The sequence below is a fragment of the Bifidobacterium sp. UBA4282 genome (assembly GCF_002394995.1).
Classification (GTDB): domain Bacteria; phylum Actinomycetota; class Actinomycetes; order Actinomycetales; family Bifidobacteriaceae; genus Bifidobacterium; species Bifidobacterium pullorum_B.
In genome coordinates, this window is sequence record NZ_DGVO01000041.1 from 54,226 (window position 1) to 79,836 (window position 25,611).

The 25,611-nt window shown below is 56.9% G+C and carries 19 protein-coding genes; 13 read left to right on the plus strand and 6 right to left on the minus strand.

Going from position 1 to position 25,611, the window contains the following annotated elements; all coding sequences use genetic code 11:
- Positions 1-17: 17 nt before the first annotated feature.
- Positions 18-1,343, plus strand: coding sequence for a UDP-N-acetylglucosamine 1-carboxyvinyltransferase (murA, locus tag B4C31_RS06745; RefSeq protein WP_291531854.1), 1,326 nt, complete (start codon positions 18-20; stop codon positions 1,341-1,343).
- A 185-nt stretch (positions 1,344-1,528) separates the two neighbouring features.
- Here murA and B4C31_RS06750 read toward each other — a convergent pair whose 3' ends face one another.
- Positions 1,529-2,698, minus strand: coding sequence for an ATP-binding protein (locus B4C31_RS06750; protein ID WP_291531855.1), 1,170 nt, complete (start codon positions 2,696-2,698; stop codon positions 1,529-1,531).
- Between the two features lie 204 nt (positions 2,699-2,902).
- Positions 2,903-3,586 (minus strand): TetR/AcrR family transcriptional regulator, encoded by a 684-nt coding sequence (locus tag B4C31_RS06755; RefSeq protein WP_291531856.1) that lies wholly within the window; start codon positions 3,584-3,586, stop codon positions 2,903-2,905.
- A 219-nt stretch (positions 3,587-3,805) separates the two neighbouring features.
- On the opposite strand from B4C31_RS06755, the gene B4C31_RS06760 reads away from it, so the two are divergent.
- From B4C31_RS06760 to B4C31_RS06795, 8 genes are all read left to right on the plus strand, one after another.
- Positions 3,806-4,690 carry a lysophospholipid acyltransferase family protein gene (locus tag B4C31_RS06760; protein WP_291531857.1) on the plus strand — a complete coding sequence of 295 codons (885 nt, stop codon included), beginning with the start codon at positions 3,806-3,808 and terminating at the stop codon, positions 4,688-4,690.
- 178 nt (positions 4,691-4,868) lie between these two features.
- Positions 4,869-5,864: an NAD(P)H-dependent glycerol-3-phosphate dehydrogenase gene (locus B4C31_RS06765; protein WP_204386518.1), complete on the plus strand. Its 996-nt coding sequence runs from the start codon at positions 4,869-4,871 to the stop codon at positions 5,862-5,864.
- A 218-nt stretch (positions 5,865-6,082) separates the two neighbouring features.
- A complete protein-coding gene (locus B4C31_RS06770; protein WP_291531894.1) occupies positions 6,083-7,213 on the plus strand; it encodes a D-alanine--D-alanine ligase family protein in 1,131 nt (376 codons plus the stop codon).
- Positions 7,214-7,636: 423 nt separating this feature from the next.
- On the plus strand, positions 7,637-8,794 hold the full coding sequence (locus B4C31_RS06775) for an ABC transporter substrate-binding protein (RefSeq protein WP_291531858.1): 1,158 nt from the start codon (positions 7,637-7,639) through the stop codon (positions 8,792-8,794).
- 4 nt (positions 8,795-8,798) lie between these two features.
- On the plus strand, positions 8,799-9,719 hold the full coding sequence (locus tag B4C31_RS06780; protein WP_291531859.1) for an ABC transporter permease: 921 nt from the start codon (positions 8,799-8,801) through the stop codon (positions 9,717-9,719).
- Complete coding sequence (locus B4C31_RS06785) at positions 9,710-10,588, plus strand: ABC transporter permease (protein ID WP_291531860.1); 879 nt, start codon at positions 9,710-9,712, stop codon at positions 10,586-10,588. The genes B4C31_RS06780 and B4C31_RS06785 overlap by 10 nt, the downstream gene beginning before the upstream one ends.
- Before the next feature lie 2 nt (positions 10,589-10,590).
- On the plus strand, positions 10,591-11,793 hold the full coding sequence (locus tag B4C31_RS06790) for an ABC transporter ATP-binding protein (protein ID WP_291531861.1): 1,203 nt from the start codon (positions 10,591-10,593) through the stop codon (positions 11,791-11,793).
- 300 nt (positions 11,794-12,093) lie between these two features.
- Complete coding sequence (locus B4C31_RS06795) at positions 12,094-13,080, plus strand: CPBP family intramembrane glutamic endopeptidase (protein WP_291531862.1); 987 nt, start codon at positions 12,094-12,096, stop codon at positions 13,078-13,080.
- Between the two features lie 7 nt (positions 13,081-13,087).
- On the opposite strand, the gene B4C31_RS06800 is transcribed toward B4C31_RS06795, so the two are convergent.
- Both B4C31_RS06800 and B4C31_RS06805 read right to left on the minus strand, forming a co-directional pair.
- Positions 13,088-13,873 (minus strand): mechanosensitive ion channel family protein, encoded by a 786-nt coding sequence (locus tag B4C31_RS06800; RefSeq protein ID WP_291531863.1) that lies wholly within the window; start codon positions 13,871-13,873, stop codon positions 13,088-13,090.
- 337 nt (positions 13,874-14,210) lie between these two features.
- Positions 14,211-14,651: a hypothetical protein gene (locus B4C31_RS06805; RefSeq protein ID WP_291531864.1), complete on the minus strand. Its 441-nt coding sequence runs from the start codon at positions 14,649-14,651 to the stop codon at positions 14,211-14,213.
- 354 nt (positions 14,652-15,005) lie between these two features.
- On the opposite strand from B4C31_RS06805, the gene B4C31_RS06810 reads away from it, so the two are divergent.
- Positions 15,006-17,666, plus strand: coding sequence for an RICIN domain-containing protein (locus B4C31_RS06810; protein ID WP_291531895.1), 2,661 nt, complete (start codon positions 15,006-15,008; stop codon positions 17,664-17,666).
- 80 nt (positions 17,667-17,746) lie between these two features.
- Here the strand turns inward: B4C31_RS06810 and B4C31_RS06815 are convergent, their stop codons facing one another.
- Complete coding sequence (locus B4C31_RS06815) at positions 17,747-18,697, minus strand: glycosyltransferase family 2 protein (protein WP_291531865.1); 951 nt, start codon at positions 18,695-18,697, stop codon at positions 17,747-17,749.
- A 56-nt stretch (positions 18,698-18,753) separates the two neighbouring features.
- Between B4C31_RS06815 and B4C31_RS06820 the strand changes: the two genes are divergently transcribed.
- A complete protein-coding gene (locus B4C31_RS06820) occupies positions 18,754-20,910 on the plus strand; it encodes a hypothetical protein (protein ID WP_291531866.1) in 2,157 nt (718 codons plus the stop codon).
- Positions 20,911-20,940: 30 nt separating this feature from the next.
- On the opposite strand, the gene B4C31_RS06825 is transcribed toward B4C31_RS06820, so the two are convergent.
- Positions 20,941-22,023 (minus strand): acyltransferase family protein, encoded by a 1,083-nt coding sequence (locus B4C31_RS06825; protein ID WP_291531867.1) that lies wholly within the window; start codon positions 22,021-22,023, stop codon positions 20,941-20,943.
- Between the two features lie 134 nt (positions 22,024-22,157).
- On the opposite strand from B4C31_RS06825, the gene B4C31_RS06830 reads away from it, so the two are divergent.
- Both B4C31_RS06830 and B4C31_RS06835 read left to right on the plus strand, forming a co-directional pair.
- Positions 22,158-24,029, plus strand: a complete 1,872-nt coding sequence (locus tag B4C31_RS06830) for a glycosyltransferase (RefSeq protein WP_291531868.1) — start codon at positions 22,158-22,160, stop codon at positions 24,027-24,029.
- 434 nt (positions 24,030-24,463) lie between these two features.
- The gene (locus B4C31_RS06835) at positions 24,464-25,603 is read left to right on the plus strand and encodes a LicD family protein (protein ID WP_291531869.1); all 1,140 of its coding nucleotides are present in this window, start codon (positions 24,464-24,466) and stop codon (positions 25,601-25,603) included.
- Positions 25,604-25,611 lie beyond the last annotated feature (8 nt).

The window sequence follows — 25,611 nt, forward strand, 5'->3', positions numbered from 1 at the left end:
ATGAAAAGAGGTTGACTGTGGCCGAGAACAAGGAAGACGTCCTGCACGTCGAGGGCGGCAAGCCGTTGAACGGCACCATCAAGGTGCGTGGCGCGAAGAACTTCGTCAGTAAGGCCATGGTGGCCGCTCTGCTCGCGCCGGGCACCTCGGTGCTCAAGAACGTGCCGGAAATCCGCGACGTGCACGTCGTGTCCGACCTGCTGCGCCTGCACGGCGTGGACGTGGACGTCAACGGCGACAAGGGCGTCGTGACCATCAACGCCTCCCATGTGGAGATGCCGTCCGTGGCCGATGTCGACACCCTCGCCGGCTCCTCCCGCATCCCGATCCTCTTTTCCGGACCGCTGCTGCATCGCCTCGGCGAGGCCTTCATCCCGGCGCTCGGTGGCTGCAACATCGGCGGCCGACCCATCGACTTCCATCTGGAAACCCTGCGCAAGCTCGGTGCCGATGTGGACAAGGACCACGCCGACGGCATCCACATCACCGCGCCGAACGGCCTGAGGGGAGCGAAGATTCATCTGCCGTACCCGTCGGTCGGCGCCACCGAGCAGACCTTGTTGGCCGCCGTGCTGGCCGAGGGCAAGACCGAACTGTCCGGCGCCGCCACCGAGCCTGAGATCATGGACCTCGTGGCCGTGCTGCAGAAGATGGGTGCCATCATCTCCGTGGACGTGGACCGCACCTTCCGCATCGAAGGCGTCAAGGAGCTCAAGGGGTATACGCACACCTCGCTGACTGACCGCATCGAGGCTGCCAGCTGGGCGTCCGCCGCGCTCGCCACCCACGGTGACATCTTCGTCAAGGGTGCCACCCAGCCGGAGATGATGACCTTCCTCAACGTGTTCCGCAAGATCGGCGGCGAATTCGACATCACCGACAAGGGCATCCGCTTCTGGCATCCGGGCGGCGACCTGAACCCGGTGGCCATCGAAACCGACGTGCATCCCGGTTTCATGACCGACTGGCAGCAGCCGCTGGTCGTGGCACTCACCCAGGCCAAGGGCCTGTCGATCGTGCACGAAACCGTGTACGAGAACCGCTTCGGCTTCACCAAGCCGCTTGTGCAGATGGGCGCGACCGTGCAGCTGTACCGCGAATGCCTCGGTTCGTTGCCCTGCCGCTTCCAGCAGCGCAACTACAAGCATTCGGCCGTCATCTTCGGGCCCACACCGCTGACCGGTCGCGACATCGACGTGCCGGATCTGCGCGGCGGCTTCAGCCACCTGATTGCGGCGCTCGCGGCCTCCGGTCCGTCGAATGTACACGGCATCTCGCTGATCGACCGTGGCTACGCCGATTTCCGCGGCAAGCTCGCCGCCCTCGGCGCCGACGTGGACTGATCGTCGGACGGTGAAACCGGGCGGATGTCTGCGGGCGCGCCCGTTTCCTCCAAACTGTGTGAAACGCCGTCACCGCGTACTTGCCGATTAGCAAGTACGCAGTGACGGCGGAACTATATGTCTTGGAATGTCACGTATCCGAGGGTAAGAACAGCACGCCATGCGCCGTGACCCCGGATGGGCAATCACGCCACGAGCTGGTCGAGCTGATTAACGGTCATCAGCCGTCCGAATTTGGTATTGAACGATTCTTGGCCGCCATACACCACTGCGCAGTCGGTTGAGTTTAAACCGAGCTGCGATGACAAATCACTAATCGGGCCAAAAGCGTGGGAATCGTAGCTGCTGGCGGCCTTGATCTCAATGGCATGGCGCAGAGAGCCGCCTTTTTCGATGAGTAGATCGATTTCCTTGCGATTGGTATCTCTCCAGAAATACAGGTGCGGTCGCTTGCCTTGCGCTTGGTACTGCTTGACGAGTTCGCTGATCACGGCATTCTCAAATAAAGGGCCTCGGAATTTGCTGAACAGCAGTTCTTCTGGGGAGTCGATGCCGAGCAGGTGGGCGGCCAAGCCGGTGTCGTGAAAATAAAGCTTCGGGGTCTTGACGAGACGTTTGCCCATATTGCGGTGGTAGGGGTACAACCGGAAGGTAATGAAGCTCGATTCGAGTAGCGACAGCCATCCCGTGGCCGTCTTGGCGTCCACCCCGCTGCCTTGCGCCAGTGCGGCGTAATTGACCAGTTCGCCGGTGTGCAGTGCGCATTGAGTGAGGAACGTGCGGAATTCCGTCAGTTTTTGGACTCCGAGCTCGCGGTGTACATCGCGTTCCACATAGGTGCTGATGTAGTTCGGGAAATAGTCCTCGGGGGCGATGTCGATGTCATATAGGCGCGGGTATCCGCCGCGCCACGTCCATTCGTCGGTAGTCGACGGCATCATGTCGGCGGCGGTAAGTTCCATATGGGACAGTGGCGGCAGATGCATGATGGCCACGCGTCCGGCCAGCGATTGCGTGATGTTGTTCATCAGCAGGAAGTTCTGGGAGCCGCTCAGGATGAACTGTCCAGGTGTCTGACGGCGTTCGTCGACCATAACCTGCAATTCGGAGAACAAGTCGGGGACTCGCTGCGCTTCATCGAAGATGACGTTGTTGTCATACAGGGACAGGAAGCTTCTGATGTCTGTTCGAGCCAGATTTGCAACGTTGGCTTGCTCAAGATTGACATAACGATAATCGGAGAACTGCTCCCTGAGCAACGTGGTCTTGCCTGATTGTCGTGCCCCAGTGAGACTGAGAATGGGGAATTTCGTGAGCAAATCCACCATTTTGGGGGTGATCGCGCGTGGAATCATATCAACTCATTCCTGATTATCATAAGCTTGATTCCTGATTATCATAGCATTCATTCCTGATTATCATAAGCTTGATTCCCGATTGTCATACGCATGGTGTCACGTGTTCATCGCGCCGGCCGTCAAAGTGGACGAACAACGGGGCGGATACGGCGGATAGCGCAAGGATTGCCGGGGACGTGCAGGGGTCTGCGGGCGCTGGGGCTAGCGGTTGCGATCGTCGGCGGTGTCGTGCGGTTCGGGGTAGAAGCTCGGGGCGTTGATGGCCTGGAATCCGCGAACGGTCAGATCGATCAACTCCTCGTTGAGCACCGGCAGGCCGATGGCGGCCAGCATGGTCGCCACGCATCTCGTTCGGGGCTCGGTGTCGGCGGCGGTGGGGGCGCAGGCGACCCAGTAGTTGAGTAGCAGTGAGAGCAGGATGGCAGCCTCGCGCGGGTATTCGGTGGTGATGGAGCCGTCCTCCACGCCGTCCATGATCAGGGTGTGGAATCCGTTGGCCACCGTGGTCTGCCAGCTTTGCAGGTTGTGGGCCAGCGTGGTGGGGTCCTCAAGGAACTGGGCGGCGTCGCGTTGGATGTTCAGATGCGTCTCGTTGGTGATTGACCGGCGTATGAGCTCGCGCAGCTTCTCCAGTCCGGTCAGGTCGGTGCGTTGGCGTAGTTCGTTGAGTAGGTCGTGGCTGGTTGCAAAGTCGCGGTGCGTGAGTTCTTCAAGGATGGCTTCCTTGCCGGGGAAGTGGTGGTAGATCGCTCCCTTGGAGAGGTTGCCAAGCTCATTGACGATGTCCTGCATCGAGGTGTGTTCGAATCCCTTTTCGGAGAACAGCTTCTGCGCGGCATCGAGGATGCGCCGCCGTGTGACTTCCGGGTGTGCGTTGCGTGCCATGGGCTTTCCTTCCGTACCCGTCCGCATGTGCCAATCTACTGATCGAGCTTGTGATCCCAGTATACATACCGTCGGTCGGTATGTAAAATTCGAATGTCCGAATCGGGGGATTCTGTCGAGTGAGCGTTCACATACGACGCCGTTACGAACGAATCCCCCGATTCGGACAAACGGTGCGTGCCGTAATCGAAGTTCGGGGGAGTGCGGCACAATGGAACCATGGCATCGAAAGGAAAACCCTCCCCGCGTTCAGCCGTCAAGCCGCTCAGTGATGAGCAGGTTGCACGCCTCGACGCAAAACATCACCTCGTGGACCCGACCCGCTACTATCCGACCGGCCCGCGCACGCCCAACACCGCTGAAATCAACGCGCAGAACCCCAAGGCCACCGAGCGTTTGCTCGGAGGTGTCTCCAAGGTGCTGCGCAACCGCAGCAAGGTGCGCGCCTGGGGCCTCGAACGCGTCCCCGAAACCGGCACGTTCATCACCGCCGCCTCGCATGTGACCATGTATGACGTGTTCGTGCCGATGATGAGCCTGTTCCACATGGGCCGTCGCCCCCGCTATATGGCCAAGGCCGAAATGGCCAAGTGGCCTCTGATTGGCAAATGGTTCCAGCTCGTCGGCATGCAGCCGGTGCCGCGCCGCAGCGGCCAGGCCAAGGCCATCGAGGAGGAGTCGATCAAGATCATCACCTCCGGCCGGCCGCTGACCATCTGGCCGGAAGGCACTGTGACCCGCGACCCGCAGAAATGGGTCATGAGCCTCAAGCCCGGCATCGGCTACATCGCGCTCGAATCCTCCCGTCGCCTGGGCCGTCAGGTGCCGATCTTCTGCGCCGTCACCTGGGGCGCCGCCAGCATCAACCAGTGGTGGCCCTGGCCGCGCAAGAACGTGGTCATGTGCTACGACGAGCAACTCGATTACGCCGACCTGCTCGCCGACATGGACTCCTGGGGCGAGGAGCCGCCCGCCGATAAGGTGTCGGAGCTGACGATGCGCGTCTTCCGCCGCATGAACGAGGTCATGGAAGAGATCCGCGGCGAACGCATGCCCGCCGAAGGATACTGGGATTACCGCAACATGCGTCGCCAGGCGTGGTGAGCCGGATACGCGGCGTGCGCGGGCGGCGGCTCGCACGCGCACGTGTCGGTAGCGGCGCACATGCGGACAACCTGGTGCGGCGCCCGTTCGTCGGGCGGCGGGAGTCCCGTGCATACCTGCGGGTAGGATGACCGCAGACCTTGAGACATAGTGGACCGATCGGCAAAGGAGCGGAACGATGAAGATCACGGTACTGGGCGCAGGCGCGTGGGGCACGGCATTCGGTCAGGTGCTGGCCGATGCGGGCAACGACGTGACGATGTGGGCCATCGAACCCGAAATCGTCGAAGGCATCCGCGACCGTCACCACAACGCCGTCCGCCTGCCCAGCGTCGAACGTCTCCCCGAGAACATGACCGCCACCGGCGATCGCGCCGAGGCCGTCAGAGGAGCGGAGATCATCATCGTCTCCATTGCCGCGCAGGCCGCCCGCGTCGCGCTCGAACCGTTCCGCGACCTGATTCCCGGCGACGCCATCGTCGTCTCCCTGATGAAGGGCATCGAACGCACCACCGGCAAACGGATGGACGAGGTCGTCACCGAGACCCTCGGCCTGCCGGAGGATCGGTTCGCCGCCATCTCCGGGCCGAATCTGAGTAAGGAGATCGCTGCGCGGGAGCCGGCCGCCACCGTCGTCGCCTGCACGAACATCGACAATGCGCGCCGTGTGGCTCACGCCTGCACCACGCATTATTTCAAGGCGTTCGTCACCACCGACGTCATCGGATTGGAGATGTGCGGATCGCTGAAGAACGTGATCGCGCTCGCCGTCGGCATGGCGCGTGGCGCAGGCTATGGCGAGAACACCGCCGCGATGATCGAGACGCGCGGCCTGTCCGAGATGACCGCGCTGGGCAAGGCGGCCGGCGCCGACCCCAAGACGTTCTGCGGGCTCGCGGGCGTGGGCGATCTGATCGCCACCTGCGGGTCGCCGTTGAGCCGCAACTACACGTTCGGCGCGAACCTGGGCAAGGGGCTGAGCGTGGAGGAGGCGACGCGCGTGAGCAACGGCGTGGCCGAAGGCGTGCCGACCACCGACGCCGTGGTGGCGTTGGGTCGGAAGCTCGGCGTACCGACGCCGCTGGCCACCGCGATGAGCCATGTGCTGGATCGCGGCATCAGCTGCAGCGAGATGCTTGCCGAACTGTTCGGTCCCGATATCACCGAGGAGTGAGCGAACGGAGCCATTTCGCTGGGCTGGCGTTTGCAATCAGACGGGAGCAGCAAGACCCTTTTATCGCGGGTTTGTGAATCTACTGCGTCAAATGGTCCATGCACACATGCGGAAGCGCCGACGTAGAGCACGGCTGCGGGTAGGCTGGTACCCGGTTATCTGATCGAATCGGTCGACTGATCGGTTGAATGAAACACGAGACAAAGGACATGGGCAGCATGGCTAAGAAGCGCATCGTGGTGTTGTACGGCGGCAAGGCGGATGAGCATCCGATCTCCTGCATCTCGACCGCCGGCGTCCTGAAGGCGATGGACACCGAGCGTTTCGAACCGATTCCGGTCGGCATCACCAAGGACGGCCAGTGGATCGTCAACGGCGAGGATCCGCGCGGCTGGGATCTGAGCGGCGACGCCCTGCCCGAGGTCAAGGTCACCCCGGAGTCCCGTCCGGTGCTGCTGGACGTGAGCCGTGGCTGCGACGGGTTCCTGGTCGGCGGTGACACCGTCGAATCCCTCGGCCATATCGATGCGGTGCTGCCGGTGCTGCACGGCCCGTATGGCGAGGACGGTACCATTCAGGGTCTGCTTGAGATGATGAACGTGCCGTACGTCGGTTGCGGCGTGCTTGCTTCGGCCGCGTGCATGGACAAGCATTACACCAAGGTGCTGCTGAACGCCGCCGGCATCGCCACGGCGCCGGGCGTCACGCTGGATGCGCGCTCCTTTGACGCCTCGGACGGGTTCGCCTCCGACGCCGCGGCCATCATGGCCGAGGTCGAGGCCGCCGGCCTGCGCTACCCGCTGTTCGTCAAGCCGTCGCGTGCCGGCTCCAGCTTCGGCGTGACCAAGGTGGAGCGCGAGGGCGATGCGGCCGAACTGGCCGCCGCCGTGTTCGAGGCCTCCCACCATGACTGGCGCGTGCTGATCGAGCAGGGCATCGACGCGCGCGAGATTGAGTGCGCGGTGTTGTGCGCCAAGCCGGGCGACGAACCGAAGGCCAGCTGGCCGGGCGAGATCGTGCTCGACCGCCGCGAGGACGGCGGCGACCAGTTCTACGACTTCGACAGCAAGTACATGGACTCCTCCGCCTCGCATGTGGAGGTGCCCGCGAACCTGCCGGAGGAGACGCTGCAGCGCGTGCGCGAGACCGCGATCAAGGCGTTCAAGGCCGTGGACGGCATGGGCCTGAGCCGCGTGGATTCGTTCGTGACCGCCGACGGCGCCATCATGATTAACGAGATCAACACGATGCCCGGCTTCACCCCGATCTCCATGTACCCCAAGGCATGGGAGGCCACCGGCCTCAGCTACACCGATCTGATCACCACCCTGATCGAGGGCGTGCTCTGAGCTCAGTAGGGGATTATTGCCTTCAGTTGGAAACTTTTCGGGTTTCCAACTGAAGGCAAAGCCATATTTGGCGGTATTCGACGGCGATGATGGCGGATAGGTTTCCAACTGAAGATGACAATCCCCAACTGAATGTGTTGCCCGCAGCCTGACATGAGGTGAGTTCCCACCACCTTTTCTGCAAGGCTGTTGTTCAACCGTTGACTTATACGCTTAATTGGGGTAGTTTCCGCCATCTTTTCAACAGTTGACCTATGGAGCCGGCATGTTACCGAAAGTTCAGCGGATGGTCGCCATAATCCGTTGGGGGTTCATGAGGAGGTCAATCTGGCGTTAACTTGGCCGCCTACGCTCCTGAATCGTGAACGGCCGGCAAGCCACTCATCGTTGCCGGGCCGAATGTCACCGAGGAAAGGAACGTAGATGAATTCCCTGCGTAAGATCGCGGCCGGCGCACTCGCCGCCGCCATGCTGATGTCCGTGGCCGCCTGCGGTTCCGCCAACGCGGCCGGCGGCGACAATGCCGGCCAGGCTTCCGACGCCAACGAGGAGTGGGCCGCCGCCACCTCCGTGGCCGACTTCGGCAGCTTCGAGGACCTCGAGGCCGCCGCCAAGGAGGAGGGCGCGCTGAACGTCATCGCTCTGCCGCACGACTGGTCCAACTGGGGCGAGGTCATCGAGACCTTCAAGGAGAAGTATCCGGAGATCGAAGTCACCGAGCTCAACCCGAACGCCTCCTCCAAGGAGGAGATCGATGCCGCCAAGACCAACGCCGGCACCGACGCCGCCCCGGATGTGTTCGACACCGGTCTGGCCGTGGCCTCCACCAACACCGATTACTTCGCACCCTACAAGGTACAGGCTTGGGACAAGATTCCGGATGAGCTCAAGGATCCGGACGGCCTGTACTACGGCGACTATACCGGCATTATGTCCGTTGGCTGGAACAAGGACAAGTACGGTGAGATCGAATCGATTGACGACCTGCTCGACCCGAAGTTCGCTGGCACTGTGGCTCTGAACGGCAAGCCTGCCGAGGCTGGTGCCGCGTTCAACGGATTCGTGATGGTCAACGCGCTCAAGGGCGGCGACCTGAACAACCTGCAGCCCGGCCTGGACTTCTTCAAGGAGCTCAAGGACGCCGGCAACCTGACCCAGGTGGACGTGACCAACGGCACCATCGACTCCGGCCAGACCGGTGTGGTCTTCGACTGGACCTACAACCAGGCCTCCTATGAGGCCAGCCTGGAGAGCAAGGGCGTGGACTGGGAATACATCACCTTCCCCGAGGCTCAAGTGGTCAGCTACTACAACCAGTCCATCAATAAGGACGCCCCGCACCCGGCGGCCGCCCGCCTGTGGATGGAGTACCTGTACAGCCCGGAGGCCCAGAATCTGTGGCTCAAGGGCGGTTCCAACCCGATCCTGCTGCAGTCGATGATCGACGAGGGCACCGTGGACCAGGACATTCTGGCCGACGCGGACGTACTCGAGGGCGACTCGCTGAGCTACACCAATGAGGACTCCACCCGCATCACCGAGTGGCTGCAGGAAAACTGGGACGCGACGATCGGCAACTGATCCCATGACCATCGCACTCGCACAGGGACGGCCCGCCCGTAAGACGGCGGGCCCGTCCGCTACCTCCTTCGTCGCCGCGCATCGCAAGGAACTCGGCACCGTGGGCGTTACGGTTCCGTTCTTCGCATACACGGCCTGCTTCCTGCTCGTGCCCACGATCATCGTGGTCGTCGGCGCGTTCACCGGTGCCGACGGCGGCTTCACGCTCGCCAATTTCGCCCGACTCGCCGAGCCGAACACCATCGCCAGCTTCGGCACGTCGATTACGGTGTCGATCATCTCCGCGGTGATCGGTTCGGTCGTCGGCGCGCTCGCCTCCTACGCGCTGGTCATCGGCGCCAAGCCGGACGGCCTGCTGCGCCGCATGGTCTCCGCCATCTCGTCGGTGCTCGCCCAGTTCGGCGGTGTCATGCTCGCGTTCGCGTTCATCGCCACCATCGGCATCAACGGCGTGGGCGCGATGCTGCTGCAGCAGCTGTTCGGCGTGACCGTGGACCCGAACTGGCTGTCCTCGCTGCCGGGTCTGATCGTGATCTACAGCTATTTTCAGATCCCGCTGATGATCATCGTCTTCCTGCCCGCAGTCGATTCGATCCGCACGGAGTGGCGCGAGGCCACCGAAAGCCTGGGTGGTAGCACCGTCCAGTATTGGACGCGCGTGGCCTGCCCGATTCTGGCGCCGCGCTTCATCTCCGCGTTCCTGCTGCTGTTCGCCAACGCGTTCTCCGCGTATGCCACCGCCGCGGCCCTGTTCTCCCAGCGGGCGATTCTCGTGCCGCTGATGATCCAGGGTGCGATGCGCAACGAGATGGATCCGAACCAGCAGGGTTTTGCACAGGTGCTCGCGTTCGCGATGGTCGTGGTCGTCGCGATCGTGATGCTGCTGAGCCACATCATCGAAAAGAGGGCCGGACGATGGCAGTGAATCCCGAAACCGCGCACAGGACCGTGGGCGCCGCGAACCCGCCGCAGCTGCGTGCGGCACGTCTGCGCAAACAGCGCATCATCAAGGCGATTGTGCTGACGCTCACGTTGCTGTTTCTATTCATTCCGCTGGCCTCCATGCTGCTGTTCACGGTACGGCATCCGTTGTCCGGACAGTGGAGTCTGGCCCCGTGGCAGGCGATTTTCACCGGCAACGGCGAGTCGCTGGGCGCGGATCTGACCGTGCTGTGGGAAGGACTTGGCTCTTCGCTGCTGCTGTGCGTGGTCACGGTGGTGATCATGCTGGTGCTCATGGTGCCGACGATGGTGATCGTGCACATCCGCTCCCGCCGGTTGGAGCGTGCGATCGAGTGGGTGGCCACGCTGCCGCTGACGATTCCCGCGATCGTGCTGGTGGTGGGCCTGGGCCCGATCTACCGATGGCTGTCCGCCGACGTGCTCAGCACCGACCCCGTGTGGTTGTGCTTCGCCTACGTGGTGCTGGTCATGCCGTTCGCGTTCCGATCGATTGCGGTAGGGCTGAACTCCATCGACGTCAAGACCCTCGTGGAGGCTTCGCGTTCGCTGGGCGCCTCTTGGCTGCACGTGTTCATCCGCGTGATCATTCCGAACCTGTGGCAGTCGATTCTGTCCGCCTCGTTCATTTCCATCGCCGTAGTGCTCGGCGAGTACACGGTCGCTTCATTGCTCGGCCGTATGAACCTGCAGGTCGCGCTCTACCAGCTCGGCCAGTCGAATTCACAGGTCTCCACTGCCATGTCGCTGCTCGCGTTGATGTTCGGCGTGATACTGCTGGTGGCGCTCGACCTGATTTCCACCGCCATGCGTACATCCAAGGAAGGTAAGTAATCATGACTCTCGCCGATCAGAAGGCGGTTGTGGCCGAAGCGTCGGAATCGTTTACCGACACCGATCTGGGGAGCACCGTAACCGAAGCCGCCCAGGCGGTTCTCGAGGACTCCACCGAACGCGGCGGCGGCATCCGCATGCAGCATGTGGACAAGATCTATCCGGGAGCCGCCAGCAAGGCGCTCGACGACTTCAACCTGGACATCAAACCCGGCGAGATGGTGGTGCTGCTCGGCGGCTCCGGCTGCGGCAAGTCCACTGCATTGCGCGCGCTCGCCGGACTTGAGGACATCCAAGCCGGACGTATCCTCGTCGGAGGTCAGGACGTCACCGCCACACCGGTGAACAAGCGCAACATGGCCATGGTGTTCCAAGCCTATTCGCTGTTCCCCCATATGACCGCGCTGCAGAACGTGGAATTCGGGCTGGAGGTGCGCGGCATGAAGAAGGCGGAACGCCGTCGGATTGCCATGGAGAAGCTGGAGCTGGTTGGCCTGACCGATCAGGCCGGCAAGTACACCCAGCAGATGTCCGGTGGCCAGCAGCAGCGCGTGGCGTTGGCCCGTGCGCTGGCCATCTCGCCGCGCGTGTTGCTGCTTGATGAGCCGCTGTCCGCGCTGGATGCCAAGGTTCGTGTGCAGCTGCGCGACGAGATTCGTCGCATCCAGCTGGAAACCGGCACCACCACTGTGTTCGTGACCCACGATCAGGAGGAGGCGCTCGCCGTGGCCGATCGCATCGGCGTCATGAACCACGGGCGCATCGAGCAGATCGCCGCTCCGCAGGACCTCTACCAGCGTCCCGCCACCGAATATGTGGCCACGTTCATCGGCTTGACCAATCGCCTGCCCGGCGGCTCCAACGGTTCCGAGGCTGTGGTGTTCGGCCAGCGCGTGCCGCTGCTGGAGGGTTCCCAGCAAGGTCCGCTGGTTGCTGTGCTGGTTCGCCCGGAGGCGCTGACGCTGACTCCGGCCGAGACGAACACCTCCAATGTGGGCGAGCACGCGCGCGTGGAGACCATCCACTTCCTGGGCGCGTTGGTCCGTGTGGACACGGTGATCAGCTCCGGGGAATGGCAACGGTGGAACGGCGGAGAACAGCTGCGCGTGACCGTGCAGCTGCCGGCCAGCGAGCTGCCGGCCGGTCTGGCGGTCGGCTCCGATGTGGTGGTGGCGCCCAGGGCCGTGCCCGCGTTGGCGGTGTGAGGATTGTCGGGGCGGCCGGCTCGGATGGCTCGCCGCCCCGACAACTGTTGACTTGTGTGTGCAATATGGCCTGTTTCCGCCGACTTTTCAACAGGACCATCTTTCAACTGTTGATCTATGCGTTTAACGGCGCCGTTTTCCGCCGACTTCTCAACAGTTCCACTTTTCAACTGTTGAGTTATGCGCTTAGCGGGGCTGGTTCCCACAGGTTTTTCAACAGTTGACCTGGCTGGAACAGACGGCTAAGGGGTGTGGGTTAGACTGAGGCTGAACTGGACCGTTTTGAGGAAAGGAACGGCAATGGACTGGCTGACTCAGGCGCGCTGGCGGTTCGGCCGCATCGGTGCCGGTGCATGCGTGATGCTGGCCGTGTGGGTGGCGCTGAACATGGCGCTGTCCATGATGCTGGTGCGGGCGATGGGGCAGAACGCCGTGAATGCGCCGATATGGCTGCAGTTCCTCATCTCCAGCGGTCCGCTGTACCTGATCGCCATGCCGATGGGCCTGATGCTGATGAAGGCGGCGCCCGAACTGCCGACTCGCAGGTTCCCGATGACTCCCGGCCGGTTCTTCACGCTGCTGCTCATGTGCCTGCCGATCATGTATGGCGGCAACATCATCGGCAACATGCTGTCGATGACTCTCTCCGGAGGCACGGCCCAGAACGCGATCGCGGATCTGGCCATGGCCAATGACCCGTCGATGATCGTCTTCGGCGTCATCCTGGGACCGATCTTCGAGGAGTGGATGTTCCGCAAGCAGATCATCAGCCGCACCCGCCGGTATGGCGAGAAACTGTCGATTCTGCTGTCCGCCCTGATGTTCGCGCTGTTCCACCTGAATCTGTTCCAGTTCTTCTACGCATTCGGGCTGGGACTGATGTTCGGCTACGTGTACATGCGCACGAGCCAACTGCGGTATTCGATTGCGATGCACATGATCATCAACTTCAACGGTTCGGTGCTGGCTCCATGGGTGCTTTCGCAGGTGGACTTGGAGGCGCTCGCCACCACGGACACCACCGATGCGGCTGCGGCCCAGGCGCTGCTGGCGCAGAACGGTGCCGGCATGATGCTGGTGTCCGGGTATGGATTGTTGCTGATAGCCCTGTCGATTGCGGGCGTGGTGCTGCTGATCACCAAGCGTCGCACGTTCGAGTTCTATACCACGCCCGAGCAGCTGCCGAAGGGCCTGGGCGGGCAGACCGCCTTCGGCAACCCGGGCATGGTGATCTACATCGCCATGTGCGCCGCGCTCATCGCCCTATCGATGTACGGCCTATTCTGACCGGCTACTACTCCGCGGCGATTGCGCCGGCGCCGGCATGCTGTTCGATGAAGTCGGCCCCGGCCAGCGCCCGCGCCGCGGCGTCGGCCGCGGTGGAGGGGAACACGTCGAACCGCGCGTACACCTGCACCTCCGCGGTAATGCCGTACGGCGTGAACCCGGTGAACTTGACCAGCGTCGGCACATTCTCCAGCCGCATGCCCTCGGTCGCCTTGTTGACCACGTCCAGCGCACGCCGCTCGACCTCCTTCAGGTCGCTGCCTGCGGCCACCGTGAACGGCACCGGCACGTACCCCTCCGACGCCTGCGTGAGTTTCTCCAGCGACGACGTGTTGAGCACCGAGTTGGGGATGACCATCTGATTGCCGCCACGTTCGAGGATGACGGTCTGCCGCCAGGTGATGTCCTTGACCACGCCGGTGGTGCCCTGGATGCGCACCAGATCGCCGGGTTGGATCACCTTGCCGAGCATGAGCCCGAACCCGCTGATGATGTTCGCGATTGTATCCTGCATGCCGAGGGAGATCGCGACGCCGCCGACGCCAAGCGCCGCCAGGATAGTGGTGGGGTTGACGCCGAACACCGGCTGCAGCACGATGGTGATCGCCGCCGCCCAGATGATCACGCGCAGGATGTTGGCGAAGATCGACGCATTCGGTATGCTGGCCCGGCCCAGTACCTCGTTGGTCACGCGGACCACGACCTTGGTGGCTATCATGGCGATCGCCATCACGATAACCAGCAGGATGACCTTGCCCGCATGCTGCTGCAGCCAGTCCGTGATCACATCCATCGCACGCCCCATTTCTGTTATGCGTTCGGCGTCGTCCGCCGTCAGCCGGCTCGTCTGGTTCCATCCTACCGACCGTGGCTGGAAAGATACGGCATGCGCGGGTTGCCGGCGGAAGCGCCGGTCCTGCTTCGATGCGGAGATATTGGGATCCATCCGGAGGCATTGCGTTCATGTGCATGCATCAATGAACGCTGTGAGAAAAAAAGATGTCGATATTTGCGGGGATAAAAGGTGCATCCGAACGGGTTCGGATGCACCTTAACGTTTGGTGTATTGCTTGGGGTGCCGCGGGAACCCGTCGTGCGCTGTGCGGCAGATTCCCGCGGCGCATCCCCGCTCACTCCGCGTCAGCCGCCTTCTTGCGGCCGCGCTTCTTCATCGTGCCGGCCTTGGCGTCGGCCACGGCGAAGATGATGGCCTTGTCGTCGGGCTGACCGACGCCGGGGATGGAGCGGTAGTCGATCTCGTCCTCGGAGGGGTTGTGCAGTTCGAAGAACGCGGTCACGGCCGCCACCACGGCCGGTGCCTTGACGCTGATGGACGTGGTCTGCTTGTCCGCGGGCTTGCTGAATTTCACCGCGTTCTCATCCTTGTCGGCGCACGCCTGGATGGCGATCTGCTTGGCCGATTCGTTGACGAGCACGTGCACGTACGCCGGATAACCCAGTTCCGCCGCCGTGGCCTTGTTGAAGCGCACCACGGAATCCGTGACCGTCATCACGGATTTGCTGACCGGTGCCGCGAGGGATACTTCCTGAAATCCCTGCAATGATGCCATGATTTTACCTCCATTGTTTGTGATTAATTCGATGGTTATTATTCTACGCTATTGGGTAAATTCAATACGCCATTATTCAATAAAATATCGCAATTCACTGTTATTTTCCTTCGCATATTTCGATGTCTGCGTTCGTTTGGGGAATTATTGAGCGGCAAATCGCTTGGTCGATCCTGCTTATTCGGGTTTTGTGCTGTCGATTTCGTGCATCATGGTGTGAGGCACGTTTCAGATTCGGAATTGTCAACGATTCGCGCAAACCCTGGCCGTCACGGGTGCATACGGTGGGTATGGGATAGAGTCATTCCGGATAAGTTGTTCGATGGAAGTCGATGTTGTTGTGAGGGAGATCGTATGGTTGCGCCCCATTTCGCCAAGCTGTTCGCCGTTGCGGCGTCCGCTGCGTTCGCCTGTTCGATGGCGGGTATGCCCGCGTATGCGCTGACCGATACGAATCTGGATGAGACGACGGGAGCCTCGACGGGAACTTCGGCAACCCCGGCATCGGCGGACGAATCGCCTTCTCTGCAGAGCCAACCGTCAGCGGATCAAGCGGAGTCGATGCCGGATAATCCGACCAAGGACCTGCCGCAGACCGTAAGCAAGGAGATTCCCGACGACGCGACGGTGGTCTCGGAGGAACTGGCTGTGACCGACGCCGGCGAGGTGATGGATTTGGAGACCGGGGACACCGTGACCGATCCGCAGCTCGTCGGCACGGTGGACAAGCCGGCCGATCCGCTCGCCAAAACCGACGGCGAATCGTTCATTCCGGTTGAGGTGGCCGAGGTCAAGGAGGCGATGGGGGACGCCGCGGCCGAAGCGGAGCCCGATGACGCGGCCGATACGGAAGACGACGGCGACGTTGCGGAGACGCAGCGGGACGTCGCGGACGACGGTGCGGCGGGTGTCGTGGTGCGGCCCGCAGCCCTGCAGAACAACTCGTATGGCGCCCACTGGGGCACGTACAATGGCACGCCCGCGTTCTTCGAGTCCGATGGCACGTTGTTCGCGCAGCAGGCCAAGGGCGTGATCGACGTGTCCGAATGGCAGGGGCAGATCGACTGGCAGAAAGCCAAGAACGACGGCGTGGAAGGCGCCATCATCCGCATCAGCTACGGCTGGGGCAACGGGTTCGACAAGCAGGCCCTGCGCAACATCAGCGAATGCAAGCGACTGGGTATCCCGTTCGGCATCTACTCGTATTCGTACGCGTATGACAGCACGACCGCCGCCTATGAAGGCGATGATATGGTGAACCTGCTGCGGCAGGCCGACGTGCAGCCGGGCGACCTGAGTTATCCGGTGTTCTACGATCTGGAGAAGTGGACGTGGACCGGTCACACGCCGCCGACCAGCCCGAGCGTGTACGACGGCATCGTGAACGCCTGGTATGCCAAGTTGCAGGCCGCCGGATACAACAACCTGTCCGTGTACTCGTACACGAACTATCTGGATACCGCGCTCAACTCCGCCAACATCCGCAACAAGACGCGATGGGTCGCCAGCTACGGTGCCCGCACCAACTTCCCCTATGCCACGAATGATCGCGGCTGGCAGTACACGTCCCAGGGGAGCGTGGCCGGCATCCAGGGATCGGTGGATCTGAATGCGTTTGGGAATAAGACGTATAAGGCGTCGCACGATGTTACGTCGATGACCAAGGTTGAAATTCCGAACGGCACGTATTACATCAATGCGTATCTGAAGGATTCGTCGAGTCTGGAGATTGCCGGTGGCGGAACGCAGAATGGCGTAAAGACCCAGTTGTACGGCTATAACAAGTCCGGTGCGCAACGTTTTACTTTCACCAAGCAATCAGATGGCAGCTATGTGATTACCAATGTGAATTCCGGCAAAGCGTTGGACGTATTGAACGCGGTGCCGGGTAACTCCGCGGTGGTACAGCAGTATGAGCCGAATGGGAGTGCCGCACAGCGTTGGTTTATTCGCGACGCTAATCCCGGGTATTATCTGCAATCAGCGTTGGGGAATTGGGTTTTGGATTTGGCCGGTGCCGCTACTGCGAATGGTACGGCAATCGCACTGTATGAGCCGAACGGCACCAACGCGCAACGGTTCCTGTTGTCTTCCGTAGATGCGGGGATTCCGATTAATACCACGGTGAAGATTGCCTCCGCCATCAATAACAAGCTGGTGATGGATATCGCCGGTGGGGCGACCGCCAACAAGGTTGCGGTTCAGCTGTATGGCTGGAACGACACCGATGCGCAGAAATATCGGTTCGCAGAGGTCGGTAACGGTGTGTACCAGATCACTAATGTCAAATCCGGGAAATTGGTAGAGATTGCCGGTGGCACCATGGGTAATGGTGGTGCGGTTCAGCAGTATGCGGCGAACGGTACGCAGGCCCAGCGGTGGGTGGCTGTGAAGTATGGCTCGAAGGTTGCACTGTTGAACAGTAAGGCGGGCAAGGCCATCGATGTTCCCAACGCCAATGCAGCCAATTCGGTGAAATTGCAGTCGTATACGGCCAATGGCACCAACGCCCAGCAGTGGACGATCAGCAAGGCGCCCACCGTGCGGGAGTATTTGGATGAGCTGGCCAGCAAGCACCGCGGAGACCTGACCGACGGCACGTACGTGGTGGAGACCGCGTTGCAATCGGGCAAGGTAATGGATGTCTCCGGCGGCTCGTCCGCCAACGGTGCGAATGTGCAGCTGTATCAGTCCAACAGTACCAATGCGCAGCGGTGGCGGGTGACGCATGATTCCAAGGGATACGTGACATTGACGAATGCCGGCTCCGGCAAGGTATTGGACGTCAATGGAGCCTCGACCGCGGATGGGGCGAATGTGCAACAGTATGCATCGAACGGCACGTGGGCGCAGAAGTGGATTGCGATCAAGAACGCAGATGGGTCTTATACGTTCTATTCCGGCATGCACGACCGAAAGGTACTGGACGTCTACGGTGGTATGACCTCAAACGGCGCGAACGTGCAGCTCTACGCGGGCAATGGCACCAAGGCGCAACGGTGGACGATCAAGTAGACGGATTCTCGTACATAACAGGGATGCCTCCGTATCTGTTGTCGGATATGGAGGCATCCCTGTAAGGTGTTGTCGAATAATCAGCTATGATGCCGCTTCAGGAAAGCGAATCTATTGGTGTCTATGACAAAGGTCTTTCGGTTGTTCTTGGCGATGACATCGAGGATGATGCCCGCCACGATGAGCAGGAGGCCTGCGATGATGAGCATAACCGCACCGATGAGCGTGGGGAATCGTGCCACGATACCGGTATGCATGAAATCGATGCCTACCGAGATGGTCAGAATCAACCCGATGACGCCGAAGAGAAGCCCGAACCCGCCGAAGAACGGCAGCGGCTTGTATTCGCGGATCATCCGGAAGATGGTGCTCATGACCTTGATGCCGTCGCCCACGGTATCAAGCTTGGAAACCGAACCTTCAGGCCTGTCCCGGTACTGGATCGGCATCTCGTAGAGTCGCAGATTGTTGTTCAGGCTGTGGATCGTCATCTCGGTCTCGACCTCGAAACCGCGGGAAAGAACCGGATAGGTCTTGGCGAACGTGAACGAGAATGCGCGATATCCGGTCATGATGTCGGTGACGTGTGCGCCGAACAGAGTGTTGATCGAGCCGCGGACTAGTCGGTTGCCGAAGTTGTGGAACGGCCGCTTGTTCTCTTGGAAGTATGTGGAGCTGAGGCGATCCCCGATCACCATGTCATAGCCTTCGAGAATCTTCTCGACCATGGCTGGGGCGGCATCGGCCGGGTAGGTATCGTCACCGTCGGCCATGATATAAACATCGGCATCGATGTCCTCGAACATGGCGCGGATGACATTGCCCTTGCCCTGACGCGGTTCCTTGCGGACGATTGCACCTTCTCGCGTAGCGATTTCTGCGGTGTGATCTGTGGAGTTGTTGTCGTAGACGTAGATAGCGGCGTTAGGCAGTGTCATCTGGAAGTCCCGGACGACTTTACCGATGGTGACTTCTTCGTTGTAACAGGGGAGAAGTATCGCAACCTTCGGTTCTTTGTTCTTAACTGGCATGTTTACCACTATAGCCGCGATGGTGGCCGACGGATCGTGCGGGTATACTAAACAGAATGAAGAAGCAAGATGTAATGTGCACGGGAGGGAATTTTATTCGCCTCATTCGTTCCCACATCGTCCCGATTGTAGTAATCGTGTTCCTTGCAGTCATCGAGATTTTTCTGTTCAATTTGCCTTTCTGGCAAACGTTGAACACCACTCCTACCGAGGCCAATATCACTGGTATCGGTACCGGTTTGCAAGTGCAGAAGGATGGAACCGCGAAAGTAACTGATAGCGATGAAGCTTGGCGCTCCATTGCCAGCGATGAACCCATCGATTACCTATATGTAGAGCCATCAGCTGGTGAAAGTGCTGATCAATCGCTTAGCTGGACTATTTTTACGAAAAAATCAACTGATAGTAATTGGTATGCCGCTACAGCTACTGTCGGATATTCTACCATATCTCATATTTCCAGATATTCGCATGTTGGCGGCGGGGCCACGGAAGTTCGTTTTCAGTACAAAGTAACGGACGGTGATGTTATTCCTCTGTCTGATATCACAGTTAATCCCGTCATCCCTTTTAATATTGATATCGTTCGATTGGGATTAGAAATCGTTATCGCTGCCATCATCATCTTGTTTCGTCCTGGATCATTTCTATATCGCAAACGTTTCGGCAGCAATGTTCTATTCGACAGAGTAGGAATCGCTATTGCTGCAATGGTACAAATTGGTTTCCTTTTTTGTGCGTGGCTCGTCGCTGGCGGCCTGCAGGCACCTTCAGGTCAAAGTGAAATGGCCAACGGCAGCATGGTCGATTTTGACCAGTATGCGCATCTGGCTAATGCGTTACTACAAGGACATGTGTACTTGGATTTGCCAGTTAATAGTGATTTGGCGCAAATGAATAACCCTTATGATTATGCTCTACGTACACAGATTGCCCAAACCACAACTGATAACACCCCTATTTATTTTGATGTTGCATTTAAGGACGGGAAATATTACTGCTATTTTGGTGTATTGCCCGCGCTGGTGCTGTTTGCCCCCTATAGGCTAATTACCGGCAATAACTTAAACGTAGGTATAGCTATCATCATCTTAGTGCTACTCGTCATGATCGCTGGAATCGTCGCATTACTGCAAGTTGCTCGTTGGTTGGTTTCTCGCGGCGTACGGGTAAGCACTGGAAGTGTGCTGCTGGCTGTTTCAGTCCTATCCTTTAGCTTACCGCTGTCATATACCATTCAGCACATGTTGTTCTATCAAATTCCACAAACTCTTGGTTTGGCCTGCGTATTCATTGCACTGGCATGTTGGTTCAAATCTAAATTGACCAATCTCAACAAGGGTTGGTTAGTAGCAGGCTCTTTCTTCATGGCCCTGACATTAGGATGTCGTCCGCAGCTGATTTTGGCTGCAGTTCTGGCACTTCCAATTTTCGGTGAAGATATTGCCGATTTGTGGCGGCAAGGACGCGAAGACCGTAAAGGACTCATTAATGAAATCGGTACGTGGACGTGTGCGTTGTTGCCGTTCCTTGTGGTTTTCATACCGTTGCTAGCGTATAATCACGCTCGGTTTGGTAGTCCATTTGATTTTGGTGCGAACTATAACCTTACCGGTTACGATATGACCCACCACGATCTTCCATGGACTCAACTGGTTCCGTTGATTTTCCTTTACTTCTTTCAGCCTCCGTACCTCACACTATCTTTTCCCTTCTCAATAACCACACAACAGCAAATGGGGATATGGACCCCCATGCAGCCCAGTTACGGTGGATACTTCACGTTAATCGCTCCTTTTACGGTAATTGTGCTGCTACTGTGGAACTGGCGACATGAATTAAGGCAAAAGAAACTTGTGCCCCTTTTTCTCGGAACTATAGCCTATCTTATTGTGGTATTCAGTTTCGATGTTCATATCGTCGGATATGACGTGCGCTATATCCTTGATTTCGGCTGGGCAATCATGCTGCTTTTTGCCCTGTGCTTTATAGTAATATCTGAAATACAAGATTCTGTATCCACTGTGCCAGTAGGGGGCGAATATACGTACACATTAGCGTCATTTAGATTGACAAAAATCATCATTGGTATCGTAGTAACAGCTATTGTGATTACATGGATATATACTTTTCTACATATTGTCGCCCAGACGTCTACCCCTCTAGGTAGCAGACTGTGGTGGCAAGTATATTCATGGTTCTTGTTTGTCTGAATAAGTTTGACCCCTCAACGAGGGGTCAATTCAGACTTTCAGTTGTCTTTTCCGTAATATCGGAAAGAAAACTTCATTTACTTTGGGCACATGATATAGACCCCAAACAAGCAAACAATCGATGGCAAATCGAACTACGAAAAGAACGAGACCTGTCATATGCTCATGGGTTATGGCAGACAACCATGGCAACACTACAGCCCAAGGTATGAGGTTGTCCTCGAAAAGATGTACGCAAAGAATTGCCAACGTATGACGGCCGATCAACGCTAGACCCCTGCTTATCATATCCAGCCATTTATCGCATAACATAGCGATTCCCATTATGCACAGACATGCGCATAAAGAGCCAAAAAGGTCAAGAATAGGATACACACCGTAATTGTTCATTGCCATACTGAAGCCGGTGAACTTCCAAATGAAAATGATCCAGATGGCTGCTGTGAGAATCCACAAATACGGACGTTGACGGAATGCATCCAGTAAACGGTGCCGACGGGCATCAATACCGAAATACAGGAACACTGTGGCTGTCATACCTGACTGGATGCTCAACGGAAGCCAGAAAATCTTCGCGCTGAAATACCCTACAAGAAAAAATAAAACCACCCACAGCAATGGGTGTTTCCTTCGGGAAATCCAATAAACAAACAAATGCGCCCAAAACAGGGCGAGCAGGAACCATATGGCCCCGATACGATATGGCACAGGCCATAAGTAGTTTGTGGCCAAATCACCCGCACCATAGAAGGCTGCCGCTGCCCATCCAGCGAATGTCGCTTTGGTGCCGGTACGTAGGATAAACGCCAAAATTGTATTGACGACAATTGTCGCCGTTGCAGTAATGGCATATGTGGCTAGTAGTTCCCGGCTTTCCTTCTCCCAAGAGAATTTTCCCGGTACTTTCATAAAATAACCGGAAAGGATAAAGAACAGTGGCATATGGAAAGTGAAGCAAACATTGAGTATGGTAAGCTGTCCGGTCCCGACAGGTGTGAATGCATTGGTGATAAGGATGCTGTGACCCAACACTACGCACAACATCGCGATACCTTTAGCGATGTCGAAGTATCGTATACGCGAAGGCATAGTTTGACCTGCTTCTTCCCTCAATTAGTGAGTGTCGTATATCCGGGAAAGACCTTCCCGCAGTACACGATTCATTCTTCTTTTGTATTCGCTATCATATCAAGTGAGATTTATATCGTATCCGATGGATGTGTACAAGAAGGGCGGTGCTATTAACAGTGAGCACTATGAAGTTCGCCAACGTGCTGTTGGAGACCAATCCGCGGTCGCTGGCTTATCCCACGATGTACTGTAACGGCGACCAGCCGGTGATATTTGACACCGATGCCGGTGAGTGGATGATGTACGGCAAGGGTGAGTACGATTACACCACGTATTTTAATTCGCTGTCGGTGTTGAAGCTCAGGAAGTATACTATCGCCGATGGGTTCTTTCTTCATCTAGAACTTAAGGGGGCCGCCTGTACGGTGAACCAAACGATGGGTGACGCATTCTCTGCGCATTCCCAGGATGTCGATGGGACCACGCATGAGCTGAAGGCTTCCGAAGACTGGCAGATGCTGGACATCCCGCTCATCATCACAGACAAGATGGTCCTTGTCGGTTTTCGCATTATCACTGAGGGCCGTGTATACATCCGCAACAGTTACTACTCGGTCAACTACGACGGTAAATTGCGCGACGTGGAACTTGCACTGTCCACTACGACGTTCAAGAAGGAAAGCTTTATCGAACGCAACATCAAGCTGGTCAAGTCCCAGATCATCGACTCTGGCGAGGATATTTCCGAGCACTTTACGATGTATGTGATTGACAACGGCCGTACGCTTGACGCGGAGGCGTTGAGCAGCGAACACGTATATGTGCGGCCCAACGACAATGTGGGAGGTGCCGGCGGCTTCACCCGCGGCATGATTGAGGCAATGGAACAGACACCGCAGGCCACCAATATCCTGTTGATGGACGATGATGTGGCCGTCTCTCCTGAAAGCATCAAGCGTACCTATAACCTGCTTCGCCTAGTTAATGATGAGTATTCGGAAGCACTAATTAGCGGTGCTATGCTTGACTATGAGATTGGTGAAGATCAGTGGGAAGATGTCGGAAATATGACGGCACAAGGAACTTTCTCGCCCTGTAAACCGTCTCTCCGTCTGACAGTTTTTGGGAATTTGATTTATAACGAGTTGTATGACCCCACTGACTGGCAGCGTAATAACATGTATGCCGCGTGGTGGTATTGCTGCATCCCGATGTCTTTGATTAAGAAGAATGGTCTTCCCTTGCCGTTCTTTGTTCGTTGTGATGACGCCGAGTACGGTATTCGTTGTAAGACAAACTTTATTACGATGAATAGTTTGTGCGTGTGGCATATGTCGTTCCATGAGCGTTATAACGCGGCTGTTGAACGGTACCAGACTACGCGTAATACAATGATTGCCCAAGCTGCAACTGGTATGGCCCCTGAGGCAGATTTTATGCATGAGCTGCATAACAATATCCGTCTAGAGTTGAAAAAATTTGGTTATGCCAATGCTGAGCTGTGTCTAGACGCTTTTGAAGATTTCCTAAAGGGGCCAAAGTTCATAAGTAAAGTAGGGCAGGCTGAAGCGAGTTTCATGGCAGCAAATCGGAATAAAGAACAACTAGTCGGTTTTGATGAGTTGCAAAAGATGGCTAATGAAGATCCGGATCTTCACGGTTTTGATTTAAAGAAAGTTGACCGTCAGCTGATCGAAAGCGATAAACCACGAAGCATTCCGCAACGACTGCGGGATTTAATTACGGATAATGGGCAACGTATCCTGAAGGTTCGCGGTGAGGGGTATGCTGTTATTCCGTTACAGGGATGGGTGTATCCTGCTGGTGTAATCAGGGGCAAAAATAAACTAATTGTTATTGATTGGTATAACCGTAAGGGGATAATCCGAGTTAAAGATACAAAACGTTATTCCGAAATTAAGAAGCGATATGCTCGTGATTTGCGTTATTATAAAGCTAATATTGCGAGATTGCGCCAAGAATACTCTGCTGCCCGTAAAGAGTTGACGTCGATTAAGTATTGGAAACACTATTTAAACATGGAGTAATTTTTTTTGAGGTCAATAGGTCATCCAATGTATATATGAATACATTGGATGACCTATTTGTCTTTAGTAAAAGTCTTATTCGGTATCTATGGCGCTATGAGTGTCAATATTGTGCCAATATCGACAGTCGACTCAATTGTATGATATTGGGAATATTCTTTCTTGCATGAGGCTTTGTGCGCGAATGTATATTTGTTATTCTATTTAAGTGCTAGTTATCCGAATGATTGGTTGGAGAAAAGATTTTGATTGTATAGTCTTATAATTTTCCACCATTGACATAAGGCATGGGCGTGGGTAAAGTGCAAATATTGTACTATATAGGAGTAATACGTCAAATGAGATGACTGTGTATGGTGGTTTTCGAATAGGGAATCCAATCTTCATTGCCATTTCAGAATCACGAGCAGGTATACACGAAAGGGGAAGAGACGATGGTGTCAGTACTACGCCGACTAAGGGAAAGGTTTTTTTGGCCTTCAGATCGTTCTGTACAGACGTCTGTAAAAACGTTTCAGGAACAGGTTATTGGTTTACAGAGACAGGTTGATGATTGCCAGAGAATGTTGCGGGAAATGGAAGATCGCTTGCCGGAAATGCAGCGAATTATTCAAGATGGCATCAATGATCTTCGCAGGGGTCAGATCGCAGAGAAAGGGAAAAGTGATATTCGATTTTGGTCATTATATCGCTTCGATGGCGAAGACGATGCGGATGCAAGACAGAGATTTTTCTTGAATATGCCTAAAGCATCTGGACGTATTGGTACTTTGCAACAGGTGCTTGCTGTGATGTTGGAGGATTTTGCTGATGTTTGTAAGCGATATGGGATTACTCGATATTGGTTGGTGGGTGGAACACTTCTTGGGGCAGTAAGGCATCATGGTTTTATTCCCTGGGATGACGATCTTGATTTAGGTATGATGCGAGAAGATATTTACCGGTTAATGCATGAATTGCGTGATGATCCAGAGTATCAAGTTACTGTAGTGTGGGATCGAATTGCTCATTGTCGGCAAATTCGCTTCAAACCTAGGAATGAACAGATTCCAGGTTTTATTGATCTGTTTCCGTTTGATTGGTGTTCCGATATTAGCGAGAAGACGTTCAATGAAACTTTGCAAGTACGGCGTAAAACTATCGCTGAAATTGAAGCAGATCCTGTAATTGGCCCAGCATGGGCAGAAGATGTCTATCAAGATGCCGATTCACCTCTAGGAGAATCTATTTCCGAAGTTTTCGATGGCGCATTGGAATCTCTAACTTCGATAGGTGTAGGCTGCTCAGCTGATTGTGCAACAGGTGTGGTCCGATCTTTTGATAATATGGATCAACCATATGGGCTAGCATGGATTTGCGCATTGGATATGATGTTTCCCTGCGCAAATCTTCAATTTGAGGGACATATGTATCCAGCTCCAGCTTCTTATATGTATTTTCTGGAACATTCATATGGTGACATTTTCAGCCTTCCTGATGATATTGGATTGCATTGGGTACATGTATCTACGGAAGAATTGAATAACATGAATCATTCTGCTATTGAAGCGTATATAAGTAAGAAGAGGGGGTAATAGCCATG